The organism is Nocardia noduli (assembly GCF_019038455.1).
Classification (GTDB): Bacteria; Actinomycetota; Actinomycetes; order Mycobacteriales; family Mycobacteriaceae; genus Nocardia; species Nocardia noduli.
In genome coordinates, this window is the sequence record NZ_JAFMPL010000009.1 from 46996 (window position 1) to 60117 (window position 13122).

Annotated in this window: 16 protein-coding genes; 8 read left to right on the top strand and 8 right to left on the bottom strand. The window is 67.9% G+C overall.

Annotated elements, in window-relative coordinates; genetic code table 11:
* The first annotated feature begins 22 nt into the window (after positions 1-22).
* The 3 genes from JZ792_RS08035 to JZ792_RS08045 are packed head-to-tail and all read left to right on the top strand — an operon-like array spanning position 23 to position 1504.
* Positions 23-853 (top strand): SDR family NAD(P)-dependent oxidoreductase, encoded by an 831-nt coding sequence (locus JZ792_RS08035; RefSeq protein ID WP_216908395.1) that lies wholly within the window; start codon positions 23-25, stop codon positions 851-853.
* A gap of 46 nt (positions 854-899) precedes the next feature.
* Positions 900-1187: a hypothetical protein gene (locus tag JZ792_RS08040; protein ID WP_157978633.1), complete on the top strand. Its 288-nt coding sequence runs from the start codon at positions 900-902 to the stop codon at positions 1185-1187.
* Positions 1184-1504, top strand: coding sequence for a hypothetical protein (locus tag JZ792_RS08045; protein ID WP_216908397.1), 321 nt, complete (start codon positions 1184-1186; stop codon positions 1502-1504). Before JZ792_RS08040 ends, JZ792_RS08045 begins: the two co-directional genes overlap by 4 nt.
* A 35-nt stretch (positions 1505-1539) precedes the next feature.
* Here JZ792_RS08045 and JZ792_RS08050 read toward each other — a convergent pair whose 3' ends face one another.
* Together JZ792_RS08050 and JZ792_RS08055 are read right to left on the bottom strand one after the other, a co-directional pair.
* Entirely contained in the window at positions 1540-2370 is an 831-nt protein-coding gene (locus JZ792_RS08050; protein ID WP_216908399.1) for a putative protein N(5)-glutamine methyltransferase, read from the bottom strand.
* A gap of 140 nt (positions 2371-2510) precedes the next feature.
* Complete coding sequence (locus JZ792_RS08055; protein WP_216908401.1) at positions 2511-3380, bottom strand: YdcF family protein; 870 nt, start codon at positions 3378-3380, stop codon at positions 2511-2513.
* A 209-nt stretch (positions 3381-3589) separates the two neighbouring features.
* On the opposite strand from JZ792_RS08055, the gene JZ792_RS08060 reads away from it, so the two are divergent.
* The gene (locus JZ792_RS08060) at positions 3590-4444 is read left to right on the top strand and encodes a bifunctional 5,10-methylenetetrahydrofolate dehydrogenase/5,10-methenyltetrahydrofolate cyclohydrolase (protein ID WP_216908403.1); all 855 of its coding nucleotides are present in this window, start codon (positions 3590-3592) and stop codon (positions 4442-4444) included.
* A 20-nt stretch (positions 4445-4464) separates the two neighbouring features.
* Here JZ792_RS08060 and JZ792_RS08065 read toward each other — a convergent pair whose 3' ends face one another.
* A complete protein-coding gene (locus JZ792_RS08065) occupies positions 4465-5199 on the bottom strand; it encodes a DUF8176 domain-containing protein (RefSeq protein WP_216908405.1) in 735 nt (244 codons plus the stop codon).
* Positions 5200-5455: 256 nt separating this feature from the next.
* A complete protein-coding gene (locus tag JZ792_RS08070) occupies positions 5456-5884 on the bottom strand; it encodes a MarR family winged helix-turn-helix transcriptional regulator (protein ID WP_216908407.1) in 429 nt (142 codons plus the stop codon).
* A gap of 82 nt (positions 5885-5966) precedes the next feature.
* Here JZ792_RS08070 and JZ792_RS08075 point away from each other — a divergent pair, with 82 nt between their 5' ends.
* Positions 5967-7724, top strand: a complete 1758-nt coding sequence (locus JZ792_RS08075; protein ID WP_438804305.1) for an ABC transporter ATP-binding protein — start codon at positions 5967-5969, stop codon at positions 7722-7724.
* A 69-nt stretch (positions 7725-7793) separates the two neighbouring features.
* On the opposite strand, the gene JZ792_RS08080 is transcribed toward JZ792_RS08075, so the two are convergent.
* Positions 7794-8546: a L,D-transpeptidase gene (locus JZ792_RS08080; protein WP_216908409.1), complete on the bottom strand. Its 753-nt coding sequence runs from the start codon at positions 8544-8546 to the stop codon at positions 7794-7796.
* A gap of 192 nt (positions 8547-8738) precedes the next feature.
* Here JZ792_RS08080 and JZ792_RS08085 point away from each other — a divergent pair, with 192 nt between their 5' ends.
* Entirely contained in the window at positions 8739-9161 is a 423-nt protein-coding gene (locus JZ792_RS08085; RefSeq protein WP_216908411.1) for an ester cyclase, read from the top strand.
* 42 nt (positions 9162-9203) lie between these two features.
* Here the strand turns inward: JZ792_RS08085 and JZ792_RS08090 are convergent, their stop codons facing one another.
* Positions 9204-9863: a cyclodeaminase/cyclohydrolase family protein gene (locus tag JZ792_RS08090; protein WP_216908413.1), complete on the bottom strand. Its 660-nt coding sequence runs from the start codon at positions 9861-9863 to the stop codon at positions 9204-9206.
* A gap of 138 nt (positions 9864-10001) precedes the next feature.
* Here JZ792_RS08090 and JZ792_RS08095 point away from each other — a divergent pair, with 138 nt between their 5' ends.
* Entirely contained in the window at positions 10002-11039 is a 1038-nt protein-coding gene (locus JZ792_RS08095; RefSeq protein WP_216908415.1) for an LLM class F420-dependent oxidoreductase, read from the top strand.
* Between the two features lie 63 nt (positions 11040-11102).
* Here the strand turns inward: JZ792_RS08095 and JZ792_RS08100 are convergent, their stop codons facing one another.
* Both JZ792_RS08100 and JZ792_RS08105 read right to left on the bottom strand, forming a co-directional pair.
* Positions 11103-11441, bottom strand: a complete 339-nt coding sequence (locus tag JZ792_RS08100) for an STAS domain-containing protein (protein ID WP_216908418.1) — start codon at positions 11439-11441, stop codon at positions 11103-11105.
* A 38-nt stretch (positions 11442-11479) separates the two neighbouring features.
* A complete protein-coding gene (locus JZ792_RS08105) occupies positions 11480-12286 on the bottom strand; it encodes a DUF4386 domain-containing protein (RefSeq protein WP_216908420.1) in 807 nt (268 codons plus the stop codon).
* 68 nt (positions 12287-12354) lie between these two features.
* Here JZ792_RS08105 and JZ792_RS08110 point away from each other — a divergent pair, with 68 nt between their 5' ends.
* The gene (locus JZ792_RS08110; protein ID WP_216908422.1) at positions 12355-13053 is read left to right on the top strand and encodes a TetR/AcrR family transcriptional regulator; all 699 of its coding nucleotides are present in this window, start codon (positions 12355-12357) and stop codon (positions 13051-13053) included.
* Positions 13054-13122: the final 69 nt, after the last annotated feature.

Consider the following 13122-nt stretch of genomic DNA (forward strand, 5'->3'; position numbering starts at 1 on the left):
ACGATTCAGGAATGGGAAACCGATGAAGCTCGACACCGTAGCCGGTAAGAAGGTCCTGGTCACGGGCGCCGCGATGGGCCTGGGCAAACTGTTCGCCGAGCGCGCGGTCAGCGAGGGCGCGGCGGCGGTGGTGCTGTGGGATATCAACGAGACCACGCTGAAGGAGACCGCCGCCGAATTGGCCGGACGCGGCGGACGGGTGCACCACCACGTGGTCGACGTCTCCGATCGCGACGCCATCGCCGAGGCGGCGGCCGCCGTGCGCAACGAGGTCGGCGATATCGACATCCTGGTCAACAACGCGGGCATCGTGCGCGGCAACAGGTATTTCTGGGAAACCGAGAATCGCGCCGATATCGACAAGACGATGGCGATCAATTCGCTGGCGCCGATGTACATCACGCTGGAATTCCTGCCCGCCATGGTGCGCGGCACGGGCGAGGCGCGGGTGCTGAACATCGCCTCGTCCGCCGGTCTGGTGTCCAATCCGCGCATGAGCGTCTACGCCGCGTCCAAATGGGCCGCGCTCGGTTGGTCGGATTCGGTGCGCATCGAACTGGAACAGGCGGGCCATGCCCACGTGAAGGTGACCACGGTCTGCCCGACCTATATCGACACCGGCATGTTCGACGGTGCGAAGGGTTTCTGGTTCACCCCGATCCTGCGACAGGACGCGGTCGTCGACACCTCGTGGAAGCAGATGAAGGCGGGTAATCCGCTGGTCGTCCTGCCGTGGACCTCGCGCCTGAACAAGGCGCTGTCGGGCGTGCTGCCCATCAAGGCGCGCGATCTGTTCCTGAATACCGTCGGCGTCTACCACTCCATGGACGAGTACACCGGCCGCGACAAATAAATCGGCACTCCCAGCTGCGGTAATACCTTGGTATTATCGACACACAATGCAATACGAGTGGTGGTATGGAGCCCGGGATCATCTGCGACGAGCCGGGGTCGAACCCTGGGAAGTCATGGAAGTCCTCTATTCGCCCACGCGCTGGCCCAGGCCCGCGCGCACGCCCGAGAACCTGCCGGTGCTCACGGTGTGGGGCCGTACCGAGGAGGGCCGCCCGATCGTGGTGCTGCTGCGGCAGCCGCCGTCCGCGCCGGGCACCTGGGAGGTCGTGATGGCCGCCCCCATGCGACCACTCCAAATGCGTGAGTACGAGGCATGGGAGGCCCAGCGGTGAGAGATCTACGCGCAGGCGAGGATCCGGAAACGATCCTGGACTCGCTGACCTACGACAACCCGGCGGATACCGCGGTGACACCCCCGCTGCCGCCGACGACCACCGAGATCGAACACGCCATGTCGGTGGTCAGATCACTGAAGATGTCACCGGAGATGGACCGGCGCGTCAAAGAAGCCGCCGCCGCCCACTGCGTCACCCAGTCCATGCTCATCCGCCAATACATCGAGATGGGCCTGGCCGCCGAACAGCCGGAACGCATGATCCCGCTCTCCGACGCCATCCGCGTGCTCTCGAATCTGCGGCCGTCGGCGTAGGGGAACCTCGTCCGAGGGAGGATGCCGGTCCCGAGTCACTCGGACAGCGGTAGCTGTCCCGCTACGGGCCTGCGTGCGATGACCGCCGTGGCGTAGTACTCCTCGCTCGACCGCACCTCCGCCGCCAACCCGTGCGCGCGCAGGATATCGGCGGCGTCGGGAGCCTGTTCGTCGCTCTCCTCGACCAGCAGGTGCCCCCCGGGAGCTAGCCAGGTCGGAGCCGCTTCCGCGACACGGCGCAGGATGTCCAGACCGTCCACGCCGCCGTCGAGCGCCCGGCGCGGTTCGTGATCGCGAGCCTCCGGCGGCATCCGCGCGATCATGTCCGTCGGGACGTAGGGCGTATTGCAGAGCAGGATGTCGACGCGTCCACGCAGGTCGACCGGCAGCGGGTCGAACAGATCGCCTTCGTAGACCAGCGCGTGCCACGCGGCCAGATTCCGGCGGGCACAGGCGATCGCGGCGGGTTCGATATCGGCGGCCACCAGGTCCACCGGTATCCGATCGGCGGCCAAGGCCGTGGCGAAGGCCATGGCGAGCGCGCCCGATCCGCAACACAGGTCCAGGACGACGGGCCGAGCGATTCCCGCCGCCCGCACCGCGGCCACCGCCTCGTCGACCAGGAATCCGGTCCGCTGCCGCGGCACGAACACCCCGGGCGTCACCCCGACCCTGATCCCGTGGAATTCGGCCCACCCCAGCAGATGCTCCACCGGTGTCCCCGACACCCGGCGTGCGACCAGCACGTCCAGATCCGCGCCCGTCTCCGCGGCGGCCTCGGTCAGCAGCGCCGCCTCGGCCTCGGCGAATACGCATCCGGCCGCGCGCAGTCTCGCCACCACCTCGATACGGTCCGTCGATGTCACGGGGCCATACTGCCCTCTCCTGCCGGGGAGACGCCAGCGTATTCCGGGCGCGCGTCGGTGAGGCGGAAGTCGACCGACATACTTCGGGGGAAGCCGTGTCCGCCCGCGTCACGCCGGGCGAACACGGCGACCGACACCGGTCAGCGCGCGGTCGACAGCTGGAACGTGCGAGTCGCGTCCAGATAGATGTAGCGCTGGCTCGCGCGCGACGGCGGCGGCAACTGCGAGACGAGTTCGTCCATGGACGTGGTCGCTCCGACGACGTGGGTGCCCGCGACGATGAAATCCGCGACGGCGCGCCTGATGTGGTTGGGGGAGGTGACGACCACCGCGCTCGACGCCCCGAGATCGCGCAGCATGCGGGTACTGAACAGCGCGTTCTGCACGGTGGACCCGGACCGGTTCTCGATGAACACGCGGCTGGGCGGCAGACCCTGGCGGACCAGCCAGTGGAACATGGCGTCGGCTTCGGTGATCCCGTCCACCGGCGCGCCGCCGGTGACGATGACGGGGGACAGCGGCGACACGATCGCCTGCAACCAGGCGGCCGCGAGCCGGTTCACCAGTTCCGGCCGCAACACCCCGCCCGGCAGCAGACCGTAGCCGAGTACCACGATGCCGGTCTGCGGGCCGACCAGGGCGGGCAGCGGATTCGGCAGCGTGCCGACCGCGGCGTTGACGGCGTTGAGCACATTGGTCGTGCCCGCCGCCATGCCGGGATCGACCGCGTTCAGCCTGGCCATCGAATCCGCCAGTGCGGGAAGATCATTCGCGTACTGCGACCAGATGGCCTGGAGCGACAACGCCTCGGCGTCGGCCGGATCGGCCCCGATCAGGGCCCGTAGATCGGCGCGGCCCGCGTCGTCGTTGCCGTTGCCGAAATTGCGCTGGGCGGAGTTGTACAGTGCGTCGGTATCGGCCGCGTGCGCGGGGACGCCGACCAGTCCGGTGAGTGAAACGGCCGCGAAGGTGGACGCGACCAAGGTTTTCCAATGCCTCGAGATTCTCACTACAGTTGACACCTTTCCACGCGTGAAACGGGGGTTGTCGGCACGTCAGCTGGCAGTTAGCCGGGGGCAAGCTGTCCATACGATACGGCTGGTCAGCGCGATAGGTGCGCAATTGCGAAGGGGATCGCGCGAACTGTGTCGGCCGCGACAGGCCGCAGCGGTGGTCCGGCATGACCGGCCGTGCGGCGTCCCCGATAGGGTGGAACACCGTGGATACCGTTTCGCTGACCGGCAAGGAACTCGCCGCCGCCATCAACGCCGACACCAAGGCGCGCGCCGCCACGCTCACCGAGCCGGGAACCGCGCCACGTCTGGCCCTCGTCGTCGCCAACGACGACCCGGCCAGCGCCTGGTACGTGAACTCGCTGCGTAAAGCCGCCGAACGACTCGGAATCGACTGCGACCGTATCGATCTCGGCGCCGACGCGAGCGCCGAGGTCATCCGCGCCGAACTGGCGGCTCGCAGCGCCGACGCCGCGGTCGACGCGATCATGCTCCAGACCCCGCTGCCCGCAGGCGTCACCCTGGACGACGTGAGTTCGTCCATCGTCGCGAGCAAGGACGTCGACGGCGTCAGCCCGCTGTCGCTCGGCCTGCTCGCCGCCGGACTCGACGGTTTCGTGCCCGCCACCTCCGAGGCGGTGGTGGAACTACTGAAGCATCACGACATTCCGCTCACCGGCAAACATGTCGCCGTCGTCGGCCGCTCCAACGTGGTCGGCAAACCGCTCGGGCAACTGCTGCTCGCCGAGAACGCGACCGTCACCATCGCCCATTCGCGCACCGTCGACCTGCCCGCCGTGACCTCGGCCGCCGATATCGTCGTCGCGGCGGCGGGCCGGATCGGGCTGGTCACCGGCAAGCACGTGGCCGAAGGCGCGGTCGTCGTCGACGTGGGCACCAACGAGGCCGCGGACGGCGGCATCGTCGGCGATGTCGAGGCGGAATCGGTGCGCGGCACAGCGTCCGCCCTGAGCCCGGTGCCCGGCGGCGTCGGGCCGGTCACGACCGCGCTGCTCATGCGACACGTGGTGGTCGCCGCGGAAAAGGCTCGCGCCCACTGAGGTTCGAGTAGCGGGGCCGATTACGGCGCGGGTGCGATTCCGGTGATCACCGTCTTGCCGTCGACCTTCGCCGTGGCGACGGCCTGGGCGCTGTAGGTGAACGCCGCCGCACCCGGCCGGTATTCGGTGACGGTCACCAGGTACTGCCCGGCGAACGCGCCGGGGGTGATGCTCACGCAGTGGGTGGTGCCGACCGGAATGGAATCGATGCCCTGCTGGATGGCGGCCTCGGTGGACACCGACGCGTTCGGCGCGACGATCGAGCGTGCCACGGTGGCGGAACGGGCCACGTAGTAGGCGTGCTGGAAGGCGAAGATGGCCGCGGGCCCGGAATCCGAACCGCCCGCGCCGTTGCCCTGAATGCGATTGCCGACACGTTCGGCGGGGCATTGCGCCACCGCCGTGCCCCGGGAAGAGGCGGGGACGACGACGATTTCGGTCGCACTGCTCGACATGACCGATTCCGCGGCCGGAGCGCCACGGAGCTGGAAGAAGGCGACGCCGAGCAGAACGGCCACCGCGACCGATCCGGCCAACGGCATCAGCCATTTCGGTATCGCCGGCTTGCGCTGGGGACGTCTGCGGGTGGATCGATCGATGAGGCGGGCGAAGGCGTCGGCGGGGACCGTCTCGCGTTGCGGACCCGGCTCGAAAGGCGATGGATCCTCGTCGAAACGCGGTAGGTACATCGGAATGGTGGGTGCGTCCGCCATCCAGTCCGACCAGTCGCCGTCGAATTCCCGGTCGGATGACACCGGTACGCCGGAGGTCCTTCGCCATGCTCCCGGTCGCAGACCTATGTCCGGTCGATCCATTACCCCGCCTCCATCAGGTCACACCCGTCGAGTTCGTTCCCGCATTCGATTCCGCCCCCGGAACGATACTGCCGTCGCGCCGACCTCGACGGGTCTCGGTCGTGCCAGTGCTGATCGGTTCTTCGAAACCGTTCTATCGCAGCCGATTCTAGCCAGCACCCGCCGTAAAGGGGTGGTGGCGCGCTGATGTCGCGGCTCAGGCCCCCGCGGCGTCCAGTGCCGCGAGCAGTTCGCGCAGGGTGTCGCGCTGATCGGGACTCAGGGTGGCGAACACTTCGGCGGCGGCCTCGCGCCGTGCCCGTGCCATCCGTTCGAGGACGGCGGTCCCGGCGTCGGTCGGGGTGACCAGGGTGGATCGGCGATTGCCCGGGTCCGGGGTCCTGGCCGCCAGGCCCGCGGATTCGAGCGCGTCCACCACCGTGGTGGCCGAGCGGGGGACGATTCCGAGCCGCTCGGCGAGTTCGGCCATGCGCAACGGTTCGGGCGCGTGACCGAGGAAGCGCAGCGCCCGTGCCTGTCCGGGGGTGAGGCCGAGCGGCGCGAGGCGGGTCATCTGATTGCGGCGGATGCGTTTGGCGGTACGTAGGAAGAGTTCGGGGAGGTCGGGTTCGGGGCCGCTGTCCATATACTGAGCTTAACTCATTGTTCAATGGAACAATTATGAGTAATACTCGGTTTCATGAGTTGATCCTCGGAAGGAGGCGCCTGTGCAGCCCCCATCTCAACTTCGCCGGATACTCCGGCTCTTCGGTCCCTATCGCGCCAGGCTGATGTCGGTCGCCGGTCTCGTCGGCCTCTCGTCGGTGGTGGCGCTCGCCTCGCCGTTCATGTTGCGCGCGGTTCTCGACGACGCCCTGCCGCACGGCCGTACCGGCCTGCTGACCCTGCTCGCCGCGGGCATGGTCGCGGTCGCGGCGCTGACCAGCGTGTTCGGCGTCCTGCAAACCTATATCTCGACCACCGTCGGCCAGGACGTCATGCACGACCTGCGCTCGACGGTCTACGCCCGGCTGCAACAGATGCCGCTGGCGTTCTTCACCTCCACCCGCACCGGTGAGGTGCAGTCCAGGCTCGCCAACGATATCGGCGGCATGCAGTCCACCGTCACCTCGACGGCGACCTCCCTGGTCTCGAATTTCACCACCGTCCTCGCCTCGGTCGTCGCCATGGTGGCGCTGGACTGGCGACTGACTCTGGTCTCGCTGATGATGTTGCCGCTGTTCGTGTGGATCAGCCGCCGCGTCGGCGACGAACGCCGCAGGATCACCGGGCAGAAGCAGCGTCAGCTCGCGTCCATGTCGGCGATCGTGGAGGAATCGCTGTCGGTCAGCGGCATCCTGCTCGGCCGCACGATGGGCCGCTCTCCGGCGCTCGTCGACGATTTCGCGCGGGAATCGCGCGGGCTGGTCGACCTGGAGATCCGCGCGAGCATGGCGGGCCGCTGGCGGCAGTCGACGATCCAGATCGTGCTCGCCGCCATGCCCGCGATCATCTACTGGGTGGCCGGGCTGACGGTCGCCACCGGCCATCCGCTGGTCTCGATCGGCACCCTGGTCGCGTTCACCACCCTGCAAGCGGGACTGCTGAGGCCCATGGTGCAACTGCTCTACACCGGGGTGGAAGTGCAGAGTTCCTTGGCCCTGTTCGGACGGATCTTCGAATACCTCGATCTGGAACCGGATATCGAGGAGCCCGCGCGGCCGACGCCGCTGGCCCGTCCGCGCGGCGAGGTGCGTTTCGAGAACGTCGACTTCTCCTACACGCCGGGCGAGCGCACGGTACTCGACGATATCGATATCACCGTCGCGCCCGGATCGGGTCTGGCCGTCGTCGGCGAGACGGGATCGGGTAAGACGACGCTGGGCTACCTGGTCGCCCGGTTGTATGACGCGACATCGGGGCGGGTGACGATCGACGGCATCGACGTGCGCGACCTGTCCTTCGCCGATCTCGCGGCCGCCGTCGGTGTCGTCTCGCAGGAGACCTACCTGTTCCACGCCTCGGTCGCCGACAACCTACGGTTCGCCAAACCCGACGCCACCGACGCGGAACTGCACGCGGCGGCCCGTGCCGCGCAGATCCACGACCATATCGCCGCACTGCCCGCGGGCTACGACACCATGGTGGGGGAACGCGGCTACCGGTTCTCCGGCGGCGAGAAACAACGTCTCGCGGTGGCCCGGGCGATCCTGCGCGATCCGCCGATCCTCATCCTGGACGAGGCGACCAGCGCGCTGGACACCCACACCGAACGCGAGGTGCAGGCCGCCATCGACGCGCTGTCGACGGGGCGCACCACCATCACCATCGCCCACCGGTTGTCGACGATCCGCGGCGCGGACCAGATCGTGGTCCTCGACCACGGCCGGGTCGCCGAACGCGGCACCCACGAGGAATTGATGAGCAAGGGCGGACGTTACGCCGAACTCGTGGCCCGCGACCAGACGGTGCTCACCGCCGCGTGAGAATCGAAAGTGCGCACACACCACGAGGATCGGCGGCACGCGAGCGTTCGCCGATCCTCGTCGGAGTCCTCACCAGTGCAGTGTCACCGGATCGCCGACGCCGACGTTCTGGTAGTACCAGGCCGCGTCCTCCGCGGACAGGTTCACGCATCCGTGGCTGACGTTGGCATAGCCCTGCGAATCGACCGACCAGGGCGCGGAGTGCACGAATACCCCACCCCAGGTGAGCCTTTCGGCGTACTCGCCGTTGATGTAATAGCCTTCCGCGGAATTCAGCGGAATGCCGATGGTGCGGGAGTCGAACACCACCGAGCGGAACTTCTCCAGCACGGGATAGGTGCCGACCGGCGTCTCCCATCCGGGTTTGCCGAACGACGCGGGCATGACCCACTGCACCTTGCCGCCGACACTGACGGTGAAGGTGTGCGCGGACATGTCGCCCTCGGCCACCACGCCCGCGTTGGTCGTGAACTCGCTGCGCGAATTGCCGAATTGCACGGTGATCGGCGAACGCGCGGGCAGGAATTCATCGGGCGTCCACGTCAGTTCGGTGTCACCGACCCACGAATAGGTGCCCGCGAGCGGTCGGTGGGAACTCACTCCGAGTTTGCTCTCGGCGCGGGCCCGGTCGGCGACGGGAGCGGCGAAACGGACGGTCACGGGATGCGCGATACCTACCGTCTGACCGACCGCCGGCGAAATCGCCGCAACCGTGTCCACCGGAGGTTTTCCGATCAGTGTCGCTGCCGCCGCACCGGACCCGAAGGTGGCCAGAGCGATGACCACCGAGGCGAGGAACATTTGTCTTAATGCGCCCCTCATAGATATCCACCCCTTTCGAGACGGGTGTGGTAGGCGGAAATTCAGTCTACGTCAGCATGATCAACACCGTCGACCCGAACGTGACAGTCCTGTTTCGGATTTGCGAACGCCAGGGGTCGATCGGCGAACTTGACCCTGCATCCCGCCCGAACAAGGATGAAACACGGTCGTTCGTATCGAGGGGAGTGGGAAGTGGATCCGGACGCGGTGACCGGTGTGCAGCGTCGAGTTCAGCAAGCGTGGAGCACACAGCGATGGGAAGACTGGGCGGACACCTGCGCGCGGGACTATCTCTTCGACACCGGCATCGGCTACCGGATGAATCAGGAGGAGACGCTGCGGTGGAGCCGCGCCTGGTTCTACGCGTTCCCCGACTACACCGAGGAAGTCGGCCACGTGCACGCCACGCGATCCTCGGTCGTCTACGAACTGGTCGGCCGCGCGACCGCCACCGGCGCCTTCGTCCTCGACGGCAAGGTGCTGTTACCCGCCACCGGTAATCCGTTCGAGTTGTCCTACGCGAAAGTTCTCGAAGTGGACGAATGGGGCATGGTCACCCGCGATCGCCAATATCTGAACCAGGCGTCGCTGCTTCTGCAACTCGGACTGGGCTGACCGGGATCCCTCGTTAGGCCCCGATGATTCGGCGGGGTCCGCTCAGCCCCGGACGACGTGCAGGACGTCCGCGTGCAGGGCGTCGGCGCGGGCGCAGATCTCATCGATGCGCAGCAGGGTCGGGGCGAAACGGTCACCGTGCTCGGCGGGCAGCGAGGCCACATTGATCTCGATGTTGAGCTGGGAACTGGTGGCGGCGGCGCGGGCGGCGTCGGCCGCCGCTCCGATATCGGTCACCACGTTCGGATTGCCGATCGGCAGCAGTTCCGCGGCCAGTGACAGCACCTCGTCGGCTTCGTCGACGACGGCGGCGGGCACCCGCGCGGCCTCGATCAGCGCCACCGTGATCGCCGCGGTGCGGGCGGCGGTCTCGGCCTCGGTGGTCTTCGGCAGTTTGTAGGCGTTTCCGACCGCGGTGAACGCGGCGGCGTCGGCGTCGGCCAGGGCGAGCGCGCGTTCGCGGGCGGCGTCGGCGGCGTCGATGAGGCGATCCACGACGGGGCGATGCTCGGCGTCCTTGGCCCTGGTCGTGTAGCGCGCGACCATCGCGACCAGCGCCGCGCCCTGTGCCGCGTGCAGTGCCGCGACCGCGCCGCCACCGGGCGCGGGAACCTTGGCGGCCAGCTCGGACAGGTACTGCGCGAGGGCGACCCCGCCGAAGGAGGACGCAGTGTCCTGGTACGACGTGCTTGACTGCGACACGGAATTGTTGCCTTTCGTTCTGCGACGCGGACGCTACAGCTTCAACCTACCGGGTCGCGCGCCGCGAGCGGCCCGCGCCGGGGTGTTCGGGCCGTGCCGATGCGGGCTCTGCCCGTAGCTGCGGTTATGTTCAATGCCATGCGGATCGGATTGAGCATCAACTACTCGGGGGGCTTCAAGGAGGCAGCGGCCGAGGTGGCCGATTTGGAGCGCGCCGGACTCGACGTCGTGTTCGTTCCCGAGGCCTACTCCTTCGACGCGGTCAGCGCGCTCGGGTCCCTCGCCGCCAAGACCGAGCGTCTGCAACTCGCCTCGGGCATCCTCCAGATCTACACCCGCACGCCGAGCCTGACCGCGATGACGGCGGCAGGCCTGGACTTCGTGTCCGACGGCCGTTTCCTGCTCGGCCTCGGCGCCTCCGGGCCGCAGGTCATCGAGGGTTTCCACGGCGTCGCCTACGACGCGCCGATCGGGCGAACCAGGGAACTGGTCGAGATCTGCCGCAAGGTGTGGCGCCGGGAGAAACTCGAATACCAGGGCAAGTACTACCAGATCCCGCTGCCCGCCGAGCGCGGCACCGGCCTGGGCAAACCGCTGAAGCTGATCAACCACCCGGTCCGCGAGCGCGTCCCGGTGCTGCTCGCCGCCCTCGGCCCCAAGAACGTCGAGTTGGCCGCCGAGATCGCCGAGGGCTGGCAGCCCATCTTCTTCCTGCCGGAGAAGGCCGGGGAGATCTGGGGCGAATCCCTGGCCGCAGGCCAGGCCAAGCGCGACCCGATCCTCGGTGACCTGGATGTTTTCGCGGGTCCGGCGCTGGCCATCGGCGAGAACGTGACGCCGCTGCTGGAATTCGTCAAACCGCACCTCGCGCTCTACATCGGCGGAATGGGCGCGAAAGGCAAGAACTTCTACCACGACCTGGCCACCCGATACGGATACGGCGCCGAAGCCGACCGCATCCAGGAGCTCTACCTGGCGGGCAAGAAAGAAGAGGCCGTCAAGGTCGTGCCCGACCAGTTGGTGCGCGACATCTCGCTGGTCGGTCCGGCCGGGTACGTCAAGGAACGGATCGCCGCGTTCCGCGAGGCCGGTGTCACCGTGCTGAACGTGATGCCGATGGCCGCCACCCCCGCCGAACGGGTGAAACTGATCGAAGAGCTGCGCTCGCTCGTCTGATCCGCACGCGAAGAACGAGGCCGCCCCGGATTCGACCGGGGCGGCCTCGATTCGTTCGGTGGGTCAGCTGCCCCGCACGCTGTCCAGCGCCGCTTCCAAGGTGGAATGCAGCGCGAAGACCTGATCCAGGCTGGTCATCTTGAGCTGGCGACTGGTGGCGGGCCCCTCGGCGACGACCGCGATGGTCGTGGCCTCCCCGGCCCGCTGATGCGCGGCGACCAGGGCCGCCATCCCCGCCGAAGCCAGGAAACTGACCCCGGACAGGTCGATGATCAGGGTGCCGGGTTTGGTGGCGAGCACACCCTCGATCGCCGTCTCCAGCGCGGGCGCCGTCGCCAGGTCGACCTCGCCGGCCACCGTCAGCACCGTCGCACCGTCGTGCGTTGCGACGGAGGTATTCATCGTGTCCGCGAGGGGATACGCGTCTCCGGAAGTGTTGGTCACACCTCAACAACACACAATGCGCGAAGAATCCGCAACTTTGTGGTGTTCATAGCGCTGACCACAGCTCGCTTTCGAGGCGGATTGTCCAGTCGGCGCGCACCGCGGGCGTCGATGCGTACTTCGCGGTTCGCGACCTGTCCCTGACGGTGGCGCCCGAGGGCGAGTAGTACAGCGAAGGTAAGCAGCCAGCCGCTCCACAATATGTAGCCGAGAAAGTTGGCGAGGCCGGGCAGCGGATTGTCCAGCGGGGCGAGTACTCCGGTGGCGATGAGCGCGGCCGAGGCCAGGGCCCACGCGGTGAACCAGCGCGGCAGGCTGCCGCGCAGGGCGAAGGCGACGCAGACCGTCCACGTGGCGGTCAGTGTGTAGCCGAGAGTTTCGCCGAGTGCTGTGCCGAGAACCATGCCGAGTGTCTCGAAGGTCTGCACGGCGGGGGAATCGGGTCCTTCGGCGGCGGCCCGGTCTGCGAGACCAGGCGCCAATAGCGGCCAGCGCAGCAGGCCGACGGCCTGGACGAGCGAGGCAGCGATGCCGAGGCCGACTGCGGCGCGCATGCTCGCGCTGCGTTCGAGCCGACCGATGAGGACCGCCAGCGGTGCCAGGGTGAGGGCGGCCGTAGCGAGCACGCAGAACCAGGTGACGATCGCGGTCTGGTTCGCGCGGAAGGTCGCGAGCACGGTGAATCCGGGTTCGCCCAGGACATCGGGGTAGTCGAAGACCGCGCCGAGGCCGATGAACGCGAGGTCGAGCGTGAGGGGTGCGGCAATGAGCAGAGCGATGGTTGGGAAGGGGCGGGGTGACATGGCGCTCTCGATTCTGGCTGTACGGGGTACAGATAGCTGTACGGGGTACAGTCAAACGGGTGGTGGGAATGAAGTCAACACCCGAGGGGCGACGCATCAGGCCGACCAGACGCGCCTTCACCGAGGAGCACGTGGTCGACGCCGCGCTGGAACTGCTGGACGAGCGCGGGATGAGCGCGGTATCGATCCGTTCGGTCGCCACCCGGCTCGGGGTCAATCCGAACGCGGTCTACACCTATGTCGCCAGCCGCGCCGATCTCGAACGCGCCGTTGTCGAACGCGTGCTCGGCGCGGCCGCACTCGATCCGCTCACCGATCCGGACAAGGAATGGTCCACGGCCGTTGTCGAATTCGCGCATGCGTTGCGGATCTTGCTGCTCGACCATCCGGCCGTGGCGACCCTGCTTATGAGCGCGCCGATGGACGGCCCGGCCGCAACCGACCTCGGTGAAGCCCTCCTGGGATGTCTGGCTCGTGCCGGACTCTCCGAGCCCGGCGCGGCGCGCGCGGCTTACTCGATCATGGTGCAGGTCATCGGCGCGGTTGCCCTGGAAGTCGCCGAGACCGACGGCAAGCCGCCGATACACCCGGTGCCGGACCGCGTCGCGGCGCGTCGCGAGGCGTTCGAGGCTGTCGACGCCGTGCGCTGGCCACGCACAGCGGCGAGTGTCGACGTGATGGCCCAATGGATTTCGGCCGACCAGTTCGAATGGAGCCTGCGCGCGCTTCTCGAGGGCATCGCGGTCCGTGCAGCCGACGTCCGGTGAACACGAGTGGATGCGCCAGTTATTGCCGACCGCCGAGGCGGTGGTGCGCGTATCCGCGCCCGCACTATC